14 protein-coding genes are annotated in these 22,961 nt (G+C 43.6%); 1 reads left to right on the forward strand and 13 read right to left on the reverse strand.

Annotated features, from left to right (window positions below):
- Positions 1 to 5 precede the first annotated feature (5 nt).
- The 10 genes from NO352_RS10745 to NO352_RS10790 form a co-directional block, all read right to left on the reverse strand.
- Positions 6 to 1,796, reverse strand: a complete 1,791-nt coding sequence (locus tag NO352_RS10745; RefSeq protein WP_268599905.1) for a sensor histidine kinase — start codon at positions 1,794 to 1,796, stop codon at positions 6 to 8.
- A 120-nt stretch (positions 1,797 to 1,916) separates the two neighbouring features.
- Positions 1,917 to 3,257 carry an ABC transporter substrate-binding protein gene (locus NO352_RS10750; RefSeq protein ID WP_005550215.1) on the reverse strand — a complete coding sequence of 447 codons (1,341 nt, stop codon included), beginning with the start codon at positions 3,255 to 3,257 and terminating at the stop codon, positions 1,917 to 1,919.
- Positions 3,258 to 3,557: 300 nt separating this feature from the next.
- Positions 3,558 to 8,915, reverse strand: a complete 5,358-nt coding sequence (locus tag NO352_RS10755) for an InlB B-repeat-containing protein (RefSeq protein WP_289355616.1) — start codon at positions 8,913 to 8,915, stop codon at positions 3,558 to 3,560.
- A gap of 100 nt (positions 8,916 to 9,015) precedes the next feature.
- Positions 9,016 to 9,966 carry a hypothetical protein gene (locus NO352_RS10760; RefSeq protein ID WP_289355617.1) on the reverse strand — a complete coding sequence of 317 codons (951 nt, stop codon included), beginning with the start codon at positions 9,964 to 9,966 and terminating at the stop codon, positions 9,016 to 9,018.
- Between the two features lie 257 nt (positions 9,967 to 10,223).
- The gene (locus NO352_RS10765) at positions 10,224 to 11,048 is read right to left on the reverse strand and encodes a carbohydrate ABC transporter permease (RefSeq protein ID WP_005550200.1); all 825 of its coding nucleotides are present in this window, start codon (positions 11,046 to 11,048) and stop codon (positions 10,224 to 10,226) included.
- Between the two features lie 29 nt (positions 11,049 to 11,077).
- Positions 11,078 to 11,977, reverse strand: coding sequence for a carbohydrate ABC transporter permease (locus NO352_RS10770; RefSeq protein ID WP_005550199.1), 900 nt, complete (start codon positions 11,975 to 11,977; stop codon positions 11,078 to 11,080).
- 181 nt (positions 11,978 to 12,158) lie between these two features.
- Positions 12,159 to 12,812 carry a bifunctional 2-keto-4-hydroxyglutarate aldolase/2-keto-3-deoxy-6-phosphogluconate aldolase gene (locus tag NO352_RS10775; protein ID WP_430109421.1) on the reverse strand — a complete coding sequence of 218 codons (654 nt, stop codon included), beginning with the start codon at positions 12,810 to 12,812 and terminating at the stop codon, positions 12,159 to 12,161.
- Positions 12,813 to 12,864: 52 nt separating this feature from the next.
- On the reverse strand, positions 12,865 to 13,842 hold the full coding sequence (locus tag NO352_RS10780) for a sugar kinase (protein WP_289355619.1): 978 nt from the start codon (positions 13,840 to 13,842) through the stop codon (positions 12,865 to 12,867).
- A 361-nt stretch (positions 13,843 to 14,203) separates the two neighbouring features.
- Positions 14,204 to 14,863: a glycosyltransferase gene (locus NO352_RS10785; protein ID WP_289355620.1), complete on the reverse strand. Its 660-nt coding sequence runs from the start codon at positions 14,861 to 14,863 to the stop codon at positions 14,204 to 14,206.
- 227 nt (positions 14,864 to 15,090) lie between these two features.
- Entirely contained in the window at positions 15,091 to 16,923 is a 1,833-nt protein-coding gene (locus tag NO352_RS10790; RefSeq protein ID WP_289355621.1) for an amidohydrolase, read from the reverse strand.
- Positions 16,924 to 17,277: 354 nt separating this feature from the next.
- On the opposite strand from NO352_RS10790, the gene NO352_RS10795 reads away from it, so the two are divergent.
- Complete coding sequence (locus tag NO352_RS10795) at positions 17,278 to 17,916, forward strand: hydrolase (protein WP_289355622.1); 639 nt, start codon at positions 17,278 to 17,280, stop codon at positions 17,914 to 17,916.
- Between the two features lie 77 nt (positions 17,917 to 17,993).
- Here NO352_RS10795 and NO352_RS10800 read toward each other — a convergent pair whose 3' ends face one another.
- The 3 genes from NO352_RS10800 to NO352_RS10810 form a co-directional block, all read right to left on the reverse strand.
- A complete protein-coding gene (locus NO352_RS10800) occupies positions 17,994 to 18,887 on the reverse strand; it encodes a LysR family transcriptional regulator (protein WP_289355623.1) in 894 nt (297 codons plus the stop codon).
- Positions 18,888 to 18,890: 3 nt separating this feature from the next.
- On the reverse strand, positions 18,891 to 19,793 hold the full coding sequence (locus NO352_RS10805) for a LysR family transcriptional regulator (RefSeq protein WP_289355624.1): 903 nt from the start codon (positions 19,791 to 19,793) through the stop codon (positions 18,891 to 18,893).
- Between the two features lie 175 nt (positions 19,794 to 19,968).
- Entirely contained in the window at positions 19,969 to 22,956 is a 2,988-nt protein-coding gene (locus NO352_RS10810) for a carbohydrate-binding protein (protein ID WP_197268870.1), read from the reverse strand.
- Between the last annotated feature and the right edge of the window lie 5 nt (positions 22,957 to 22,961).

Here is a 22,961-nt window from a genome sequence, read left to right on the forward strand (position 1 = left end):
TAGCTTCACTCCACTTCACGGTTTACTTGGGGCAATTGAAGCGTAATTGTTGTTCCTACATCAACTTCACTGTTAATCCTCATTAGAAACTTTTCGCCATATATTAATTTCAACCGCTGATAAACATTCGTCACGCCAATGCCAGAGAAGCCAGATTTGTTGGGAGCAGCCTCTCTCTGGCCCTTCTCAAGTTTGGTTATCAATTCTTGCAATCGTTCTGGCGTCATTCCGACGCCATTATCATGAATCTTAATCAAGAGGCTGCTTTCTTCATTCACCTTTACCGTATACGATTCGATTTCAATTTGGCCGCCATACTGATGAAATCCATGAATGATAGCGTTTTCTATAATCGGTTGAATCATAAAGCGAGGAACGAAGACGTGCTCACTACCCACGACAATTTTCTCGATTAACTGAACCTGATTCGCATGCCTGAAGTTCATCAAACGTATATAATGCTGAATGGTCTCGACTTCGTCGCGAAGCGATATCCATTCATTATCTCGATTAATGGTCATCCGCAGCAATGATGATAACGAACCGATTAACTTCGCATTCTCTTCATCGCCGCGAATCAGGATGTTTAAGCGAATCGAATTTAACAAATTGAACATGAAATGCGGATTAATTTGTGCTTGAAGCATCTCAAGCTCTGCTTTGCGCTTCTTAGTTTGCTCAAGCGTAATCTGTTCGATCATCATCTCAATTCGATCCAACATTTGGTCGATTGATTTGCCAAGTTGGCCTACCTCATGCTGTCCTCTAATCCCCGAACGAATACTTAATTGCCCCATATTGACCTTGGCGACAAATTTACTTAACTTTGTGATCGGATTAGTGATCGCCGAGATCAGAATCATCAGCAGAATGCAAAACCCTGTAAAGAAAAGAAACTGCATAATGAAGCTGGTTACTAATATCTGATTGTTAGGGCCTACTGCCGAAGAATATGGAACTAGACTGAGCAAGGACCATTTGGTTCCAGCTACGGGCTCTGAAACATAGATATACTTTTCATTGTTGTAGACGAGCGTATTCTCGTTAATCGCATAATCATGGTATCGGAATTGTTGTCCGATGTTTATGGAGTCCGACTGAGATAAGATCGCTCCCTGATCATCCAGCAGCATAATTTTCTGTTCTGAATAGCTGTTTAGCTGACGTTGTATCTTACTTTCGTTCACACTGACAATCACATAGCCAAGCGAATGGCCACTTGAGTTTTTCATGGTGCGAGCGATGGTAAGCACCTTCGGTGACTTCTGCTTCGCTTCGAAATTGCCGTAATAATTATCCTGTAAACCAATCCATGCCGTTGAAAAAGCAGCAAGCTTATCCAGTTCCTTGAATACAATTTTTCCATTAAAGAAATTTGGGTTAAAATCACTAAAAGAATAATTTGTATACGTAAACCCATTTACACCCAACACGGTGATATACATATCTGAATTCTGGGCAAACAGATCATCCAGATTAGAAATCAAACGCATGTATTCTAACTGCTGACCTGAGTTATTACTTCTTGCAAACTGCTCTTTGCTGCTTGTTACATGTTTATTGATTTCATTATTCATCAAAATTATATTCGACAAAGATAGCATCTGTTCAACAATACCGGATACATTGGAATCAACTAATATTAACGTATCCTGCGTGCTAGAAACCGCTTTATGCAGCACAATATCTTTGGTTACATACGTAGTTAAGAAGTAATTCACAATAAGGGGAATCATAAAACACATCAAAGCCGCAATAACTAGTTTTGTACGAAGTGAATATCGATCTATTTTCATAAATGGAGCCCTCAAATGTTTATCACGTAGAATAGGAACAGGGAAATGATTTCTCATTTCCACTGTTACCTATATATAATGATCCTATCTAAATTTGGTCAAGCAACAATATCACAATTTCTATTTTTTGTTACTATTGATTACATCTGTGATTTTCTTGTCCATATTTTCAATTGTCTTATCGATATCTTGTTTATCTAACAAGTACAATTCAACCTCAGCAATGGCAGCTTTCTCGACCTCACCAACGTAAGGAACCGGAACTGGCGCTTGACCAGGCTTCGTGTTTTTCATGGTATATTTCAAGGATTCCATATCCACCTTGGAAGGGTCCTTCGAAGTGCTGACGATTTTCTCTGTCAACTTGTCGGAATCCGATTTTGCCCAACCGGAGAATACGCGACCGCCAATCTCCAAGCCCTCCGTTGTATACCATCTAACGAATTTGTATGCTGCTTCTTTGTTTTTGGACTTAGCAGCAACCCCCATGTAAGTAGGCTGTACTGGGGAATAATGCTCAGTTGCACCTTCCAGCTTAGGAATAGGAGCAAACGCTGCATGGAAGGTTGCAGGGATTGCATCCGTACCGCCCGATTCAGCAACCATCCAGTCCCCGATTGGTACCATCGCTGCTGCACCGTTAAAAAACTGTGTTCGATAATGCAGCTTTTGAGAAATAATGTCTTCGTATGGATTTGCTGTTTTATCTGTGTACATCATCGTTTTCAGCATTTTCAAGCTGGATGTAAGGAGTGGCTCCGTCGCATTGGAGGTTCCGTCCGCTTTCAAGAAATTGTTATCGATTTCTTTACTCTTGAGCTGCAAGTTGTAAAGGTCTGGCCAGTTATGGAAGTAGGCACCATATACTTTGGAAGCGCCTTCACCTTTCGTGAGCTTTTTAGCATAATCTTCGAAATCAGCCCAAGTCCAATCTTGTGGAACCGGCAATTGTGCTGCGTCCAACAAGTCTTTGTTTAATAAAATAAACCAGCGCTGCAGGGAGGAAGGGAGCGCAAAAATTTTCCCATCCACTTGAGTATCTACCAGGTATTCGTCACCGTACTTATAGCCTTCCTTTTCAATGTAGCTGTCAAGCGGTTCCAACAGACCAATCGAAGCACGCTGCGAGTAGTTTGTATACGGCATTTCGATAATATCCAATTGATCATCTGATGCAGCCATCAAATCAAGCTTTTGCATAGCTGCAACCGAGTCTCCTTTTTCGTTTAGCAGATCAAGCTCTACTTTGATGTCTGGGTTCGCCTTCTCGAATTCCGGTATGATTTTGCTCCATTGCGCCTTCGCATCTGTTTGCCAAGTGCTCAGCTTCAATGTTACTTGCCCTGTAGTAGTGCCATCTGTTGCCGGAGTTGATGTAGAATCAGAGGAATTGTTGCTGCCGCAAGCAGTTAGCGATAAAGCTAGTGATGCTGCTAATACAGTTTGAATTATCTTTTTCATGTAGACCCTCCTCATATGATGATGTCGTAAGTAAACTTCCTTCATGTCGGTATAATCGTAACATGATTAAAATCCATTCAAAGCAGACAATTTTTACTGAGGTAAGATTATTTTTACTTCTTTTAGCTTATAAAAAAATGAGACATGGTGTTGCTCATGTTGATCGGCTTGGTTATAGGCTCTATGCCTCGACTCCCAAGCAATTCGCGGATTGTCCAATTATCAAGGATATCTCCACAAGCTAAGGGAAGCAGGAGGCAAATCCTGCTTCCCTATGAATTAGGAATGCCGATATAAATTCTAGAGGTTATCCATTCTATCTTCTAATCTCGTAATAATAACTGAATATACCTTCTCCGAGTTGTCTCGTGCAGTTACTTTCAAGTAAGCTGTGTTCGTTCCTAGATCTAAGGACATCGTTTTGTCTGTAATCATCTGCTTGCACTCTTTGTCGCTAAAGAGCTCCCAACTAGCGTCCTTGCTGACGGTAACGTCAATGAATTGCTCAGTTACCTCATAGTAGACACTTGCCGTAACCGTTGTTTGATTTATCATTGCGCCTTTAGGGGCTTCCACACTCAATTGATCTTTCTCTAAAGATAAATCTTCATCTCTAAGCCACTTCGCATATAATACGATATCGCTTGTAACCGTATCAGTAGCGAAATTCCACGCATCGTTTAATTCTGCATCTCGGTACCAACCACCGAATTTCATTTCAGCTTTGGTTGGTACTGGCGGCTCGGTAATTGTCCCCCCCATATCAGCGAACTTCATCGCAACTTCACTGCCGCCATTGGAATCAAAAGTTACCGCATAAGGGTTGTGTACGCCGATCGAAGGCGTTCTATCGCCTAGTGGATTTCCAAAAAAGTCCGTTCTCTCTGTCATATGAGGCAGAGCGTTCGCACGATCTACATATGGGCTAATTACTTTGACACCTGAACCATAGGCCATGTTGTTGTCGCCATCAGCAAGGCGGAACCCGTCCATTACGCTGTAATCAAGCTCGGCATCAACGGTTCCACTATTGGCAATCCAATGTTCCGGTGCAATCTTATAATCTTTCAATATGGAATATAGTTCTTTTTCCGATACGTAGCGATTGTCAGCTGTTGTTACACCTCTGCCTAAATATCCGCCCCCGCCAGCATTCATACTGCCAAAAAGATTAGCTGGATATACAATGTTGTTCGTAAACCGTCCGGCTATAAATGGCGCTGATGTTCCGCCGCCTTTTAGACTAACGCTGTTGTTAGCACCAGTATAAGCAAATATGTTGTTTTGGAAGTAAATATGCAAGTTGGAAGCCGTTGGGTCAAACACTAACGAACCGCTATTCTTCAATGGAGAGATGATTACATTGTTATAGTATAGTCCGCTTAATTCCTCGCTTGTTGAAGAACCGCCCGCAAGTAATACAAGGCTATTGTAACTCTTATTAAAATCCGGACTGCGACCGTCGTTCACGCTGATGTTATAGCGAACGATGTTGCCCTTGGCGGCATTCATCTGCAAATACCAACCGCCATAGTTGTTTCGGCTGTAGTTATATTCATACACATTATCCTGACAATAATTATCAATATCCCAAGCCATACCGTCATTACTTGCATGATAAGGGTTATCTACAGCTTCATTGTAGCGGAAGATCGTGCCTTTACTTGCCATAATCCACGCTGCCGCATAATTTTGCGAACCAAGATATGCTGGCGTTGTATTATTTGGACCCCAGTTCGGTACCAGTTTGCCGCTCTTATCGCTTAAATAGCTGTACCCGCTGTCTGTGACCACATTTCGTTCCACAAGGGAATTGTTCCCGCCGGACAGGACGATTCCATCACCAACCGAACCAGAAACCCAGTTGTTTCTAAATACAGCGTTAGATGCCCAAGGATAGCTTGAGTTGCTCCAAGAGAGGCCCGTATTGTTCGTCCCCGGGTTGCTTGGCCCATAAGCATTGTTGCGAATGCCTTCGTTATCACAGCGAAGGGTCTTATTGCCTTCGACCAGTACATCTACATAACCATTAATAATGATGCCGCCAGATATTTTACTGGCTCCATTCGCTTGGTGCAATCCATTCACATCATGAACATAGTTGTCTCGAATGACAATTCCTTGCATACGAGCATCCGCATAATCTTGAATGTTAAATTGACTTTGTCCCAGCTTGGATATACGGGACATCACAGCAATACCGGAGCGGCCGTCACCTGCTGTAGTGCCGATGTTCGTCACTTCAATTTCGCTGACTACCCAATAATTGACGTCGTACAACTCAATTGTACCGTTTAGGGTAATGCCTGATGGGCTTGACGCTGTTCCTCCGCCATTAATAATCGGCCGTTGGTTAGGATCGGTCGTATTATATTTAGTAAGCGTAATCGGATATCCTTCTTCGCCGTTGCCGCGCAATCTGATTTGTTCATTCCACACGCTGTTTGCATCCAAATAAATCGTTGAACCTGGGAGGAACACATATTCATTTATTTTGGATATTGATTTCCATGCTGTCTCCGGTGTGCGTCCATCGGCATGATCATCACCGTTATTGGAGAAATAATAATCACGGACTTCACGAGATGCAATGTTCAACTCAAACGTAATTTCAGCAGGGTTCAGGTCGAGTCTAACGGTATATTTTCCTGGCACAATATTGTTTCTTACAAATGCTTTTTTGTTAATCGTTAATACATTGCCGCTAACTGTATAATCCAAAGCTTGTGTTAGGGTTGCATCGCCGATTTCCACACCAGCTAGCTCCGCTAAATCAGGATTCACGGTAATTTTATAATCATCCAAACCAAGAACATAAGTGCTGTCTTCGGAGTGAGTGTACACTTTAGGTAAGAGCTTTAATGTAACCGATGCTGTTGCCGTTTGGGCTGTTACTTCACTATCCATCACATATACGTCATCGATAAAGTGCTTGTTCTGCATATCTTTAATCGTTCCGGATTTATTGCCCCAATTCGTAGCAAGTTGCAATGCATCAATTTTCGAAATATTGTTCGATACATTCGTATTGAACGCGCCCCCGTCTGTCGTTTGTCTCTTAATTGCTTTTCCATCAATTTTGTAGGTTGTTCCCGTTGAGGTAACGACCCATTGGAATTTATGCCAGCCTTTGCTGCGCTTTACGTCGACGGGATAGAACCTTCCAGTTGATCCGAGCCTAACTGCGTAGTTAGTCCGGTTCGCCGCCCAGTTGCCATCCGCATTCCCATAATTTATTGTAATATGTTCATTGGTTGACGGAGTTAAGCCAAATACCGCGTGATCACCGGATGCCACCCCGCCATCGTCGTAGTACCAGGCAGTGACGATTGTTGTCTTGCCGGCTTTTGGAGCGTAATTATAGGCGCCTGGGACAGTAGCCACCTGGCCAGCACCACTCGTTGTCGCGGCTTTTGCTCCGGTACGGGACATCACGTCACTTTGGACGTACCCGTTCTCACCCGTCGTAAACTTCTTATTCCCTTCAAATCCATCGTAGAACATCGTATCCTTCTTATTGAAATAATCAACGCTGACATTTACGGTTACCTCTTCATTCTCTGTTGGGACATAACCTTTCTTAACCGTAACGAATCCAGCATGATCAACTTCGATCTTATCTTTGTCTCTCACTGCTGGGCTGAAGCTGATGTTATCAGCTACGAACTCATCGGCAGTGTCCACGATTAGCCGCTGGCTCTCGCCTGCCCGTAAAGTCTCGTTCTGACGTACTAGCGCAATATGAGCTGAATATGCTGCACTCTCCCCTGATTCATCAGAATCCAAGAAGCGTGTTGTTGCGCTGCCCATCGCTCTAACTGTAAATGTATCATCCAAGCTCGGGGACAGAGCTGCATCATTACCTGTTACTGCGACAGGGCTCCCATTAGCAACTCCGTGACTGAAGAGCTGAACCGAATACGCAGATGCGTTAGCAACGTTATTCCAAGTAGCATAGGTACCGTTCCATCTAACATTTTCCGGTGCAGACAAGTTCTCGATCGTTAATGTTCCTGTTGCCGTAACTTCTTCACTTCTATTTCCTTCTGTATTCATGACGATTGCTGTAACGGTGTAATTACCCGCCCCCAATGCTCTTGCATATGGCAGAACATGATGTCTTTCATGATTGTTTAGCTGGTCGGGCCCTCCATTTTTCGATAAATAATAGCCAACGGGTTCACCATCTTTGAACAGGGTTACAAGGGTATCCCCGTAATTAGAACCGCCTGTATAAATACCCGTGTTCGGGTCAAGCGTCGGGTTAATTGGCGCATTCACCTGCGTATTTGTCTGAATCAACAACGGTGCTGCGTTGGATTTCACAACAACTCCCTCTGCCGAAGACACTAGGCAATAATAAAACTTGCCTTGCTGTACAGTTGAATCAACACTTGGCAACGTTAATACCGCATCATTTCCTCCGACGACTTCCGCCCCGTTCAAACCTGTTTCGTCGTTAGATACATACCATTGGTATGATGCAGCAGCGGCTGATGCCGTAACGCTAAATGTTGCTGTCTCGCCTTGGTTCACTTTTGCCGCTATTGGATGAGTGATAATTTCCAAATCTGACGCTCCATCTGGTGGTGCTACATTCAATGTTAATGTTCTCGTACCAGTTACGGGAGCAACGTCTTTGACAACATAAAAATCGTCGATAAGATGTTTGTTATGAACATAAGAAATGTTGCCTGCTAGGTTATTCCACCCTCCAGCAATTTTGGGTTGAATGGTTGTACCGCTCTTCATCGATTTGTAAATATCATACTGTGCTGAATCGGGTATTGAAATTCCGTCAATTTGCAAGGTCGCGCCATTCGGTGTAATGAACCACTCAAATTTGTGCCAGCCTGTGGAGCGTTCAACCCCGCTGTCTTGCCAACGTTTCGCCGCGGAACCGGCTGATGATGGTGCAAATGCCCAAGTATATTTTGTCGGGTTATGAATAACGTCGGCCTGTGAACTTTGATAGAATGTCCCGGCGAAGGTGGCGTTTTTGCCATCCAAAATTGCAAATTGGGTTCTTGCAGCCGCTGTCTTCTCCTCCTCCGGATACGGATCGTAATACCATGCCGTCATTTTATAGTTGCTTCCGGCGGGCAGAGCTACGTCTTGGTTAACATTCTCCGTATTCGTTGCGCTTGATGGTGTAATCGCTTTCAAACCAGAACGAGACTGGGCATCCGACAGTGAAAATGATGAACCAAGTTTACTTGTTGTTGTCAACGGACCATTGTTGTTCTCGAAGTCCTCCATGAATAACACATCTAAGTCATGGTAATAACTCGTCGTGGCGGTTATCGTCACTGGGATGCCAGTATCACCGGGGGCCGCAAAGGTATAACCGCTAGCTAATGTAACGTTTCCGTTATCATCAACCGTTACTAAATTCGAATTGCTTGAATCATAACTGAACGCATCAATCACCGGTCCTTTAACAAGATTGCTTAATGGTGCACCTTTGTAAGTAAGGTTTACTCTGCCTGCATGATCCGTCGCTTGTGTCAGTTCTAGTACAACCGAGTCAAAAGATTCAACCAATCCCTCTGCAGCCGAAACTTCAGATACAGGCGCCAAGCCGGGCAGACCAGAGAATGTCAAAGTTGCTACCGTAACAATCGATAAAGCTTTTTGCATCCATTTTGTTCGTCTCATCTGGCAATCTCCTTTTCTATGAATTCATATTTATATAAATCTGAATCTATGAACACCAAAATAGATTCAGATCTATATAAACGTAAGAACAGGATTTCATCTAGTTCACTGTTAATTCATCGAATTGATTGCCGTTATACGTAATCTTCGCCTTATCCGCTCTAGTTGCAATTAACGTTCGCAAGTCAGACTCAGCCCGCCCGTATATAATGGAATCCTTCACTTCTTTCAGGGTAAGCTTGGTGATTTCCGGCTTTGTCATTAAGGTGGCAATGACATCCTCGCCCATATATTTGCCGATTACCGTCTCCCCTACAGAAGCGGCCGCCAATGACTCCCAGAAATTTCGTGATACAGTATCTTCTTTGGATATATCTAATCGATTTAACACTTTCTCTTCCATTGCTTGTCCAGTTGATGCGAACATAGCCGTTAATTCATCAGCAGTGCGCACATATTCTGCGCTCCTTGAAGCATATTCAACTTGTAACTCGGCGTCGCTCATTTTCGTTTGTTCGATCTGGGTTTCTACCAAATCCGGCCAACGAGCGCCACTTACATATTGCATGTATTGGTATAGATCTAACTCAGGCAATCCGTAGTAAGTATCCCCCGTATTTTCCATCTCAGCCCGCTTAGCGTTTTCATCTTCCATGTCGGATTTTAGCTCATCAAAACTTTTGTATGGAGCAATATCCCGCTCGTCTGCAATAATTTGCTCCTGTTTGGCCCTTAGCAATGCCGTCATCGCGGCTTTTTTGGCATATTCAGATGGTGTTTCCTGATTTTCGCCGTATTGGCGTGTCCAGAACCCCTCATCTACTTGCGCACCATAGGTTCTGTAGAAATAATTTACGGTTACAGCTCTCTGCTCATTGATATAAAATAGATATTCTTCATCTGTCACAGCGTATCCATCCACCGTAAACAACCAATTATCAGGCAATGCAACTTTTTTGTTAGTTAATATCATCATTAATACAGCGAGTACAATTAGTATTACGGCTGTAAACCATATACGCACTGTTGGTTTTCGTCTTGTAAAACCCATATCAACCCACCTTTCTACTATTCAATCTATCTTTGCAGATTTATATACTTATAGGTAGCTTTATGAATAAAACTGTCATTGAAAACGCTTTTATTTATAAATATATCTATTTTCAGATGACCGACCAATTTCATATTTTGACCGATCTCAGACGATTTTGACTAGATACTTCCCCATATGACAAAAGAAATGAACGCAATGGTTCATTTCTTTTCGTTAACTATCTATTTGTATTGCTCCTATTCCTTCGAGCATTTCTATCCCTTAACGCCTCCGAGCGCAATCCCTTCAATAACTTGCTTCTGCCCGATAATAAAGATAATGACCAGCGGCAAGATTGCTGACACAGCTCCAGCCATCATCAAGGAATACGTATCTCCATATTGGTCGCCGAACAATCTGATCCCAAGCTGAATGGTGAACAACTCTTTGCTTTTTAAGAAAATCAGCGGATACTGATAATCGTTCCATGTCCAAATAAATCTGAGGATCGCATAGGTTGCGATGGCTGGACGAATAAGCGGCAGCGCGATTTGGAAGAAGCTTCGTGCATGTCCGGCTCCGTCTATTTTGGCTGATTCGATATATTCGTTGCTGACACTCATAAAGAATTGTCTAAGCATGAAAGCTCCAATTACGCTAAATCCGTTCAGCAAGATAAGACCAATATGAGAATCAAATAAATGTAGGGAACGGAAAAGCAGGAACTGCGGAACTAATGAAGCTTGAGGTGGAACCATGTATAGTGCGAGAACGAGAAGAAACATCGTATCTCTTCCTTTGAAATGGACTTTGGAAAATCCATAAGCCGCAAGTGCACACACGGATACATTGAGCACAGTCGTTGCCACTGTTACATAAATCGAGTTTGCATAATATTTGACAAAGTTTCCTGACCACACTTCTGCATAGTTCTCCATCGCATTCCAGTTTCTCGGAATCCATTCGATTGGGAATTTGAAGACATCCGCCTCAGGCTTGAATGATGTTGACAACATCCAGATGAATGGAAGCAGGAAGAGAAGCCCTATAGCTGCCATAATCACTGTGAATATGATCTTTGAAACCGATATTTTTTTCATATAGATTGTTCCTCCATTCTAGATCTCTTCTAGTAGTTAACCCACTTCTTCTGGGCAATCCATTGTCCAGCCGTTATGGCTAAACAAATGAGGAATAATAGGAGCGCCATTGAAGAGGCATACCCTGTTTTCAACTGATTGAATGCAGTGTCATACAAGTCGTAAACGATTACATTTGTTGAATTAGCAGGTCCGCCTTGCGTTAATACTTGAATGAGATCAAACACCTTGAAGGAACCAATGATTCCTGTTACTAGCAAGAAGAAGGTCGTTGGCGAAACACTTGGCACTGTGATCTGTCGGAATTTCACCCACGTTCCTGCGCCATCGATATCTGCCGCTTCATACAAATCCTTCGGAATGGACTGCAGCGCAGCAATGTAAATGATAATGTTATAGCCGAGCATAATCCAAACTTGAATCATCATGAGAGAAGGCAATGCATAATCGATATCTGCCAACCATTTAGGTGGATTCTCAATGCCAAATGACATCAGCATCTGATTTACCGGACCTAATGATGGATGGAAAAGAACCTGCCATACCATGGCGACGGCAACGACGCTGGAAATATAAGGCAAGAAATAAACAACCTTAAATCCATCCTTGAAATAAACATGTTTGTCAATGAGAATAGACAGCAACAGCGATAAGATCAAGGTTATCGGAACCGTTATAATAAAGACTAAGTTGTTCAATAGGCTCTGTATAAACACATCGTCTTGGAACAAACGAATAAAATTATCAAAGCCTACGAATTTGATAGCACCATATCCCGCTACGAAATTCCACTCCGTAAAGCTCAGCAATAGGGAACACACAACAGGAATAAGGGTTAGGACAATTAATCCGATCATTAATGGGGCTACAAACATATAGCCGGCTAGTGTCTCTCTAGCGCTAATTCCTAGTGATTTCTTACCTTTCATTTTTTATCCCCCTCTGAAAAATACGTCTTGTTCTATAGTGTCATTGTAATCAGAATGAAAATCGCAAATAAGGACTAAAATCGTTCATTTTGAAACGAATTTTACTTTTCTAAGCCTTATTCACTAGATATAAAAAACAAGCGTCTCCCCTCTATCAAGAGAACGCTTGTTATCGTTCTTATTATTGGCGCGCTTGCTTAAATGCCTTCACATACTGATCAGCCTTGGCACGAACGAGTGTATAATTGCCTGTTTCAATGGCTTCCTTCGTAAGATCCGAACCAATTCCTACCGCAAATGCACCTGCTTTGATCCAGTCGCCCAAGTTTTCTACATTCACTCCCCCGGTTGGCATTACATTCGCGTGAGGCAATGGGCCTTTGATATCCTTGATCATCCCTGGCCCGAATTGACTTCCCGGGAACAGCTTAACGACATCCACTCCTAAATCGAGAGCGCTTTGGATATCATGAATGGTCATGACTCCAGGCATGATTGGAACACGATAACGATTGCACAGCTTAATCGTATCTGGATTCAGTGAAGGGCCCACGACAAATTCGGCGCCGCTTAGCATTGCTTGGCGTGCCGTTTCAGGATCAAGCACCGTGCCGACGCCAATTATCGCTTGTTGAGCTGAATCAGGATGATTCCATGAATAACGGCTGGCAAGCTCTTCGATCGCCTTAAGCGCATGCGGAACCGTCATTGTAATCTCAATCACCTTAATGCCGCCAGCAATGGCTTCCTCGGATAGTCGAACCACCTGCTGCCAATTCTCTCCCCGTAATACCGCGACAACCCCTTCTTCATGAATCCGATGAATAATGCTCATTTTCTTCAATTTGCTTCCCTGCCTTTCATTGTATGTACTAGATTCATTGGACTTAACGTTCAACATGCGCTTTTCTACTAAGCTTCGCTTCTGCCTGTGCCATTGTCGGGAGACCCTGCCAATCGCCTTCCGTCTGGATCACCATAGATCCAAGCAAATTCCCGATGCGAACGGATTCCTCAAGGGATTTATTTCTTAGTAAACCGCTAAGGAAGCCAGCACAGAAGGCATCGCCAGCACCAACGGTGTCTACTACGTGTTCAGCAGTGAAATAAGGAATTCCAGCTACCTTTCCACCCTGTAATAAATAGGTTTCATGATCTCCGCCTTTTACGACGCATACGTTGCCAAGCTCATGCAGCTTCGCAAACAAAGCACTTTTGTCGTCAGTTTCATAGAGCAGCTTCAATTCATCAAGCCCAGGCAGGAAGTAGTCTGCTTCCGCCGCTAGAGGCAGAATGAATTGACGAGCTTTCTCCACGCTCCAGAGCTTCAGGCGCAGATTTGGATCAAAGCTGACTTTAACGCCATGCTTGCGTGCAAGACGTACAGCCTCAATAACAGCTTGACATGCAGTCTCGCTGATAGCCATCGTAATCCCGGTTACATGCAAAATGCGAGCACCTGCTATGTACGCCTCATCCAGCATATCGGGCGACATCAGACTAGCAGCCGAATTCCGCCGAAAATAATAAACGGAGGATTGTCCGGCTATTGCCTCACGCATCATTAGACCCGTTGAAGCAACATCTGTGCTCTTCACGCGTGAGACATCAACGCCTTCGCCCCGCAATGCTTTGATCATCATCGTTGCCAGCGGATCTTCACCTAATTGAGAGAACCATCCGACATGAATGCCAAGCCTAGCCAAACCGATGGCTACGTTTGTTTCGGCCCCACCGAAGGTGCATTCCAACGTATGGCTGTATTCGATTCCTTTATTTCCGGTCGGCAGCATGAGTGCCATCGATTCCCCAAAGGTAACCACCTCAGGGCTTGCTTGCATCTGGGACACACTTCTATCCTTCATCGGTTCCCCCCCTTAGCTAATTAAAAGACTGTCATGGTCTGTCCATAACAGTCTCCATTTTTATGATAGTGATGTTATCGAAACATCCGCTGCCATCCACGCATCGAATATGTCCATTGATATATTCGGGTGCCCTGCCTCCAAATACGATTATCTTAACTATACACAGCCGAAATTTGCGGTACAGGACATATATTCGTGCATTATCAAACGAATTTGACTTGTTTACAAAAAAACGACCCATGTGATTGGATCGAAGTGTGTAAGCTATTTATCTCCGTGAAACGAAAAAAAGCCTTTTATAGTTACCCTTGCGGGCAAACATAAAAAGCTTTACTTTGCATTCGATAATGCATTTTGTTTAAAATTTTTCAGGAAATTGTTTGACAATGCCTTCTGTCAGGATGTCAGCTAAATGAATCATATGGATCTCGTTTTTGTCGGTTGCTGCTATATCCGCTTTCCAATCTCCCTTGAGACAGCTTAGCACGATCTCCGTAATCAACTGAAGGTGGGTATATAGCATATCCTGAAGCTCTTTAAACTGCCAGTTCGGATTCGCATCGCTTAAAAATTTGGCGATCTCGTCAGCGTTTTTATGCCAGTCTGCCTCTAACTTTTTCACATCTGCCTGATTGCCCGCTTTGGCCGCCTCTACGATTTTCGCTGCAATTAGAATATGTTCTCTTAGAATTTCGGCCAGCTTATTGCCTGCGACTTCCCCGTAATAAGGTTTGATTACATTTCCAATATCCTGCTGGTTCTGCAATAGCCGCTCCATTACATCCTTCTGATCTGGACGATTCGAAATAGCACTGACAATATAGCTTCTTGTCCATATCGTATGGTCGATCCAAACCTTTTGCATATCGGTTTTCAGCTTTACCATTTTGGGACTCAAGCAATTCGGATCCTTCTTCTCGCTCACAATTGCATTTGCTTGCACGGGTGCTGCAACCTGCGTCATGCTAACAAAGAGTACCAAGGTTACGAGCAGCGCCAGCAACCATTTGTTTTTCATATTCATCTGCTCCTCTGTATGTCTGAAATAAAGCTGGCTGTCTTAGTTTAAGTTGGAGGATCCATTTTCATACAGAGGATTATTGTTTGTGTCAAGCTTTTGCCACCCATGCGCGCAGTCAATAGAACTGTTGTGTAAGTCGGAGCGAACGAATCTCAGGCCACGAAGGTAGGAATCGATATTTCAACTTTGTAACGATTATTAATCTGTTTTTTAATCTGCCTGCATTAGAAGACGAAGCAATCCAAGTCACAAAATCCGCTGCCATGGTGATGATTGCAACTGTGATGCAAGCGCTGTTGCCTATATGGTTGAACTCCAGATCCATCGCCTCCGTCATACAATCCGTTATAGTATCCTCCAAAGAAATTCTGTGGAGACCAGTCTGGACTTGCTTTTGGAGCAGGCGGTGATAAAGCTTGGAACTCGTGTGTGCCGTAAACGATTTTGCCGCCTACAACGGTAAAGACGGACTCAATTTTTTTGATATCTTCTTCAGATACTTGAAAGAAATTGTCCGAAAGAATCGTGAAATCAGCATAATGTCCGGCTTTAATTTGTCCTTTAACATCCTCTTCTTTCGAAAACCATGCATTCCCGGTTGTATACATACGGAGCGCCTGATGTCTGTCTACACGATTAGAAGCAGGATACAAGCTAAGCCCTCCAAGTGTTTTTCCCGTTACTAACCAGTATAAGGCCAGCCACGGGTTATAACTTGCAACTCTTGTTGCATCTGTCCCTACTCCGACACGCAATCCAGCGGTAAGCATCTTCGTTATCGGTGGTGCATGTTCTGCTGCCTTCGCTCCATAGCGATCGACGAAATACTCCCCTTGAAAAGCCATTCGGTTTTGAACGGAAATCGAGCCGCCTAACGAAATGACTCGTTCTAGATCTTTTTCTTGAATCGTCTCCGCATGATCAATAATCCAACGTATGTCTTTAAAAGGAGCTTCTTTATTTACCCGCTCAATTACATCAAGAAATCGTGTGATCGATTCTCCATAGGTAGCATGAAGACGAAACGGCCAGCGATGCTTGGCTAGATGCTCAGTTACTTCGAATAGCTCGTCTTCCAGTACGGCAGGCAGTTCTGGACGTGGCTCAACAAAATCTTCGAAGTCTGCCGCGCTATAAACAAGCATTTCTCCGGCACCGTTATGACGATAGAATGAGCTCCCGGTATACGGCTTTGTTGATTCCGTCCAATTTTTGAAGTCGTTTAGTTCATGCCCTAGGTTCTGTGTGAACAAATGGTATGCTGTCCGAACCGTAATTTCCCCTCGCTTATCCAGCTCTGCAAACACTTTATAATCATCTGGGTAGTTCTGAAAACCGCCCCCGGCATCAATCACGCTTGTTACACCAAATCGGTTCAATTCTCTCATAAACAGCCGAGTCGAATTCATCTGATCTTCATAGGAAAGCTTCGGGCCTTTAGCTAACGTGGCATATAAAATTGTCGCGTTCGGGCGGGCGATTAACATCCCCGTAGGATTGCCCTGACTGTCCCTTTGGATTTCTCCTCCTGGCGGGTTCGGTGTATCTTTTGTATAGCCGATCACACGCAAAGCAGCTTTATTCAAAAAGGCTTGACGATAGAGGTTTAGAATAAATACAGGGGTATGAGGGGCAATTCGATTGATTTCTTCTAATGTAGGCATTCGTCGTTCTTTGAATTGAAATTCGGTCCATCCGCCAACAACGCGAACCCAGTGAGGAGGAGGTGTCCGATCGACCTGCTTTTTCAACATCCGTAACGCATCAGCCACAGAAGGTACGCCATCCCAGCGCAATTCAAGATTAAAGTTAAGCCCACCTCGAATAAGATGCATGTGCGAATCATTTAAACCTGGTATTAACATGCGTTTGTTAGCATTTATAACTTTTGTCAAGGGCCCTACAAGCTTCATCATTTCAGTATCGTCCCCCACAGCACAAAATTGTCCATCCTTTACTGCGAGCGCAGTAGCTGTAGGGTTATCTTCGTTCATCGTAGCGATAAAAGCGTTATAAATAATAAGGTCAGTTTCCATTCCATTTATATACTCGATCATCTTTTGTCCTCCCTCATTTGTTGATGGTTAAATCCCACATGCTCGCTCCTACCTACCCTAACAGTAAAATCTCTAGCCTTAACGTTTTCAGTGCTTCAACTGTAAGTCTATAAATCCCAATTCATTCGATCAATATGGGGATTTCTATACCACACATAAGCGTTTATTATGCCTAACAAATGAACTATTTCAAGTACGTATCATTTTTAACGATATAGTTTTTGATGATGGATCCTATAGAAAAATGAAGATGGTTTGCAAGTTCATTACTCTCTACACTAATGACATGCAGCAGAAGTTCAAACGCAATTCTGATACTGTTGCGGTGATACTATTGAAGGAAGGGATTATTGTATGTTTAACGACAAAACCGATTTACTTACACCTGAGAACTCTGCCATTATTCTTATCGATCATCAGCCACAGATGATATTTGGTACACAAAGTGCAGACCGACAAACGATCATTAACAATACGGTTGGGCTGGCCAAAACGGCAAAAATATTTAATGCCCCAATCATTTTAACAACTGTTGCTGCGGAATCATTTTCAGGCCCGCTTCATCCGCACATTCAGGAATTATTTCCAGATCAAAAGCCAATTGACCGCACATCGATGAACTCTTGGGAAGACAAAAATTTCATTGAAGCCGTGAAAAAGACGGGGCGCAAAAAATTGATTATCGCTGCGCTATGGACAGAAGTTTGCCTTGCATTTCCAACGATCTCTGCGATTAAAGAAGGTTACGAAGTGTATATTGTTACAGATGCTTCAGGCGGAACGACAACAGAGGCACATAATACAGCCATTCAACGCATGATACAGGCTGGGGCGATCCCTGTTACCTGGCTTTCTGTCCTCCTTGAGTATCAACGCGATTGGGCGCGTGAAGAAACGTATGATGCCGTCGTAAATGTTGCTAAAGAGCATGCTGGTGCTTATGGAACAGGTATTGTGTATGCCAAAGCAATGTTCGGTGGGTATGGAGGTTAAATTCGAAAATCCTCTCATTTCTATTGGGAAAGGTACAGCCTCCTCAGAACGGCTGTACCTTTTATATAAGTTGTCTGTTATACGGCAAGTGACTTTGTTGCTTTTAAAAAATAGTTCATAAAAGTTTGAATCGCCGCATCGATGAACTGATCTTTTCGAACAATAAGCTTAACTTCACGTGCAGGAATCGGATCTAAGAATTGAATTACTTTTAATTTCGAATAAGAAGAGCTATTCAAGTAAGAAATGGGTAAAATAGCCACCCCCATTTGCTGTATAACCATAGAAAGAATAATGGCAGCGGAGGTAGAATGAAATTTTGATTGCAGAGGTTGGATCACTTTGAAATCATATGCTTTGAGCAGCTTTACTATATTTGAATCTCTAACAAATAAATCAGATTCTAGATTTTTCAATTCCCGAACTGAAATGGATGTTCGATCTGCCCACGGATGATCCATATAAACGAATAGCGCTTGTTCCTCTTTGCATACATGTACAGCATATAGTTCCTTATTTAGTTCCGGACAATCGCTTATGACTATATCAATATGATTATGATTATGCAGTAAATCCCTAAAACCATTTTCGATGTTTTCGAAATGCAGCGTAATAGCTGGATGCTGTTCGTGAAACTTCAAAAAAAACGGCATAAAATTCGGACAATCTAATGGTGAGATGCCGATGGAGAGCGGAAGTTGATTGATCTGGGTATTGCTTAGCTCAGCTGTTTCTTTTTTCGACTCCCCAATCAGCCTCATCACAGAAATAGATTTCTCATACAGGATTTGACCTGCAGCCGTAAGCTTTATCCCTCTACCGGCCCGCTTAAACACAGGAGTGTTAAACTCCGCTTCTATGTATCGAATCTGCTGGCTTAATGCAGGTTGAGAAATCATGAGCGATTCCGATGCTTTAGCAAAGCTGCCTTCTTCGCAAATTTTAATAAAACATTCTAATTGCCTAAACATAACTTACACCTCAACCTCTCTCCTTGCTTCCTCATTGTTCGCTAAAATAAAACGATTGATTTCTTGAATACATGCACGCGACGTCGTACTCCATGCAAAGGAATCCAGATGAACAAGCGATACGTCCCAATAGGGTACGTAGTCTTCTAATCTCACCATCCGAAGCGCCTCTTTCTTTAACGTTGCAGCTAAACATACAGGGAGAAGCGCTGCCCCAATTCCTTGGCGAACCGAATGTATTAAAAAAGAGAACGAGGTCGTTTCAATCATGGACTCCAACGTAAACCCACAGACCCTACCATACATTTCGATGACCGATTTGTATTGCTGCAGAAATAGAATGGAATTGATCTGCTTCAATGATTGAAAAGGAATGGAGGGATAAGCAGCCATAGGGTGCTCCGAATGAACGAAAAGCGCCATTTCTTGGCGATACAAGTAAGTCGATATGATGGATTGACTTGACATCGCATTAGAAGTGATGCCGATATCAGCCTTTCGCTCTAGAATCATTCGTTCCATATTTTCTGACTCGATAATTTTTAATTGGGCATGAGAATGCTTTTCATGAAATTTCATCAAGCAAGGTGCAAGAAATTCAAGCTCAGCAGGACAACAACCAATTGCAAGCGTATCTTTCACTATTGTTACCTCCTCTTTCATTTCATTTCGAGCTTCCTCAAGCAGCTTCATGATCGCATTGCCCTTATATAACAGAATTTTGCCCGCTTCCGTTATTTCAACTCCCTTTGCACCCCGATCAAACAACAGCGTATTAAATTCATTCTCTAATACCCGAAGCTGCTGACTTAATGTAGGCTGCGTTACCCCCAATTCTGCTTTGGCTTTGGTGAGACTTCCCGATTTGCATATTTGAATAAAATATTGAAGCTGGCGTAGTTCCATTAGTGGCGCACTCCCCTTTCCTAGTTCATCAAACAACTTAACTTCATTGTAAAAAGCGCTGCTTAAAATGAACATGTGCAATCTTATGAGCATTATTAGCGATATTACGTCATTAAAAAAAGCATGAATCTATCGTGTAGCTGACAGATTCATGCTTCATATGGCTGATACGTTGTTACGGATTGACTTGAATCGTAAACGTAGAGGTTGGATTGTTTATTGGAGTGGTCCCTGGGTCCATATTCGCAAATTGCAAGTTATTAAACGTAGCAGAGCCGATCGGTTGGTTCGCCCAAACTCCAAAGCCTGATTTAGCATCAAAAGAATCTCCACTCTTGCGAACGCCTGATATTTTTATGTTGGATAAAATCGTATCCGTAATCGGAAATTGTGGCGTTGCTCCAACATAGTTCGTTTGAAACATAATCCCATGATAAGTTGGATCTATTATTTCTACATCGTTAATACGAATACCACGGAACTCTTTCGAGGCTGAGAACAACCATAGTGCCGGAAACGTCTGATTGCCCCAGAAATGGCCACCTGTACGAATAAGCGAGACATGCTCGATATTAGTTGGGGACGTACCAAAACCGCGGAACGCGAAGCCAAAGTCCAGCGAGCTAACCGTTATACCCGAATAAGCCAGTGTGTCCGCTATGTAAATATTGCGAAACGTATTGTTGTATCCGCCGTATACGGCTAGTCCTGAAGCCCGCCATGTGAGCAGCGAGGTTAATTTTTCATAGACGTTGCCTTGATTATCTTCGGAAGTACCGGTGTCCACAGCGTTAAACAAGGCAAAGCTATCGTCGCCGGTGCTGCGAGCTTCGTTGTTCGTCACCAAGTTGTTCGTGCTGCCGTTTGTAAAATTGACGGCATCTGCAAAAACGTTGCGAATTCGGGAATTTTTAATGACGGTGTTATCGACGTTCTGCCCCCAGAACATGCACATCTGATGCTCGACCCAGATGTTGTCGATTGTCATGTTGGCTACATCATTAAATGCAAATACTTTGCCCGGACCGTCTTCACGGATGTTGTAGTTGCCGAAATAAGAAAAGTTGGCAAAGGTAGAACCGTTAGCGCTTGCTACTACATTAAAACCGATATCTGTGTTGGACTGATTGGAAGGAGCTACAAACCGGGTGTACCATGGACCGGCGCCGATTACTTTCACTGGCTTGCCGTGCACCTGAAACTTGCCCCCTGTTTTATAAGTTCCTGCAGGTAGATAGACACCGATAAGATTGCCAGTTGGATCCATACGAACTTGATCCAATGCGTGTTGAACCGCTTGATGCGTGGTGTTTGCAGGCGTAACATATTTGGAAGGATCGGGATTGGCCAGCGGCGATACTTGCTCGAGGCTGATGAAGTCGATCGCATAAGTCGTTGTATTTGACGGATCCTTTTGCAGCTTAATTGTACTTCCTGCAGGAATAGTGTGATCGAACATGACGTTCGCTTCATCGTAAATGAACCGAGGAGCACCCGCTGAAGGCGAATTGCCCGGCGATGCTTCGTCGCCGTAGAGCCACGAATACTTGGACGTGAGATCGATTGACTTGGCAAACGTGCCATTGACATATATGTTCAGCGTATTGTTTAATCCACCCCCGTTAGGTGCATCGGGTATGGAGAAGCGTGCAACAAGTGTGTTGGTGCTTGTTCTTGTCTTAAATTGAACGAAGCTGCCTGTAGAATTTAACGTGACTGCTTTTCTCCCGGAAGCTTCTCCAGCCAAATCGCCAATTTTTCGGTTCGGACCGACGATAACCGCGCCGCCACCAACTTCGCCCTCCTCCGCTTCATACATATCGTAAGGCATTGTGGCTCCTTTTGACGGCACAACAGAATTGTTGGAAAATTTGAACCAGTTGAGATTGAACAATCCAGCCCCGCTGCCTTTAAATATGAGATAGACATCGTGTACGCCGCTGATAGGGTTTATGCTGCAAGATTTAGTCGTCCATGTTTGCCATCCGCCTGTAGGCTCTACTGCGCAAGCAGCTGCAAGCGTTCCTGTCAAGCTGCCCAATCTGATTTCGATATGGCCTCCATCGCCATTGCTGGCCACTCGTGCCTCAAACTTCGATACGCCGGAGCCAAAATCGATATTGTAATAGGCTGTGTAGTCGTCATTTTCGATAAAGCCGATATTTAATCCGCCTTCGCTGGAAGATTCCGTTTGAATACCCGATTGTTGATCAAAGCTTTCAGCTTCGATGGTCGATAACGCGGATCTTGGTGGTGAGCTGGCACTTGCGATTTGGAGGGCATCCAAGTTGATGTTTCCCGAATCGGTTGGATCATACTTGTAAGCGATTGTATTAGCTCCTGCATTCAAATTTACGATTTCTGACTTGGTCGACCAAGTGTCCCAGTTGGCTAGATTCGATAAAGTCGTCTGCTTAATTTTTGTTCCATTGACGTATAGGCTTACTGTCTGATCCCCGCCTGAAGCGTTTCCGTATATTAAATTGGCTGAGTAGACCCCGGCACGATCCACGTTAACCATAAATTGAGTGGCTGCTCCTTGATTCCAATAGCCGTCAACAAAGCCAGTGCCTGTATATCCGGTATGATCCGTATTTACTTTTGCCCCTCCGGTTAATTGGGCATTTTCCGCTTCATAAGCGCCAGAAGACGCTGCGAACACTTCTAGTTCGGATAACTGGGCGGCGATCCAGCCGGTATTAGCAGTGAAGTTCAGTTTCACGTATCTAGCTGATGCAGTTGGGAAATTGATAGTCACCATATTTCCGCTCGCTGGATCAAACGAATAGCTGGCCGATGCAACCAGGGTTGTGTAGCTGGCATCATCGACACTACCCAACACGGACAAGGTTTGTGCTCTTTGACCCCACGATTCCGGGAGCCGCAGAACAACTTGACCAATCTTGCTCACATTGCCAAGATCGACACGAAGCCATTGCGGGTATGCGTTATTCGCACTTTCCCAATACGTCGATGATTCGCTGTCCACCGTGTTTGCAGCCGAGTAATTATCGTTGTGACTGCTTGCCGAAACAGGCTTGCCTGCCGCCAAATTGGAGGAGGCGTGTACGGGGCTTGAGCCCAAGGACAACTGTGTAAGCAACAAGCTTACAATGAGGAGTAAAATGAGACCCGTAGAGTTTTTCTGGAGTCGTGCTTGCATCTTTA

This window comes from Paenibacillus sp. S-12 (assembly GCF_030363895.1).
In the GTDB taxonomy this organism is placed as follows: Bacteria; Bacillota; Bacilli; order Paenibacillales; family Paenibacillaceae; genus Paenibacillus_B; species Paenibacillus_B alvei.

Bases quoted from the DNA above. Each gene is read 5' to 3' on its own strand.
- NO352_RS10745 (WP_268599905.1), bottom strand. From the start codon at position 1,796: ATGAAAATAGATCGATATTCACTTCGTACAAAACTAGTTATTGCGGCT.
- NO352_RS10750 (WP_005550215.1), bottom strand. From the start codon at position 3,257: ATGAAAAAGATAATTCAAACTGTATTAGCAGCATCACTAGCTTTATCG.
- NO352_RS10755 (WP_289355616.1), bottom strand. From the start codon at position 8,915: ATGAGACGAACAAAATGGATGCAAAAAGCTTTATCGATTGTTACGGTA.
- NO352_RS10760 (WP_289355617.1), bottom strand. From the start codon at position 9,966: ATGGGTTTTACAAGACGAAAACCAACAGTGCGTATATGGTTTACAGCC.
- NO352_RS10765 (WP_005550200.1), bottom strand. From the start codon at position 11,048: ATGAAAAAAATATCGGTTTCAAAGATCATATTCACAGTGATTATGGCA.
- NO352_RS10770 (WP_005550199.1), bottom strand. From the start codon at position 11,977: ATGAAAGGTAAGAAATCACTAGGAATTAGCGCTAGAGAGACACTAGCC.
- NO352_RS10775 (WP_430109421.1), bottom strand. From the start codon at position 12,812: ATGAGCATTATTCATCGGATTCATGAAGAAGGGGTTGTCGCGGTATTA.
- NO352_RS10780 (WP_289355619.1), bottom strand. From the start codon at position 13,842: ATGAAGGATAGAAGTGTGTCCCAGATGCAAGCAAGCCCTGAGGTGGTT.
- NO352_RS10785 (WP_289355620.1), bottom strand. From the start codon at position 14,863: ATGAAAAACAAATGGTTGCTGGCGCTGCTCGTAACCTTGGTACTCTTT.
- NO352_RS10790 (WP_289355621.1), bottom strand. From the start codon at position 16,923: ATGATCGAGTATATAAATGGAATGGAAACTGACCTTATTATTTATAAC.
- NO352_RS10795 (WP_289355622.1), top strand. From the start codon at position 17,278: ATGTTTAACGACAAAACCGATTTACTTACACCTGAGAACTCTGCCATT.
- NO352_RS10800 (WP_289355623.1), bottom strand. From the start codon at position 18,887: ATGTTTAGGCAATTAGAATGTTTTATTAAAATTTGCGAAGAAGGCAGC.
- NO352_RS10805 (WP_289355624.1), bottom strand. From the start codon at position 19,793: ATGGAACTACGCCAGCTTCAATATTTTATTCAAATATGCAAATCGGGA.
- NO352_RS10810 (WP_197268870.1), bottom strand. From the start codon at position 22,956: ATGCAAGCACGACTCCAGAAAAACTCTACGGGTCTCATTTTACTCCTC.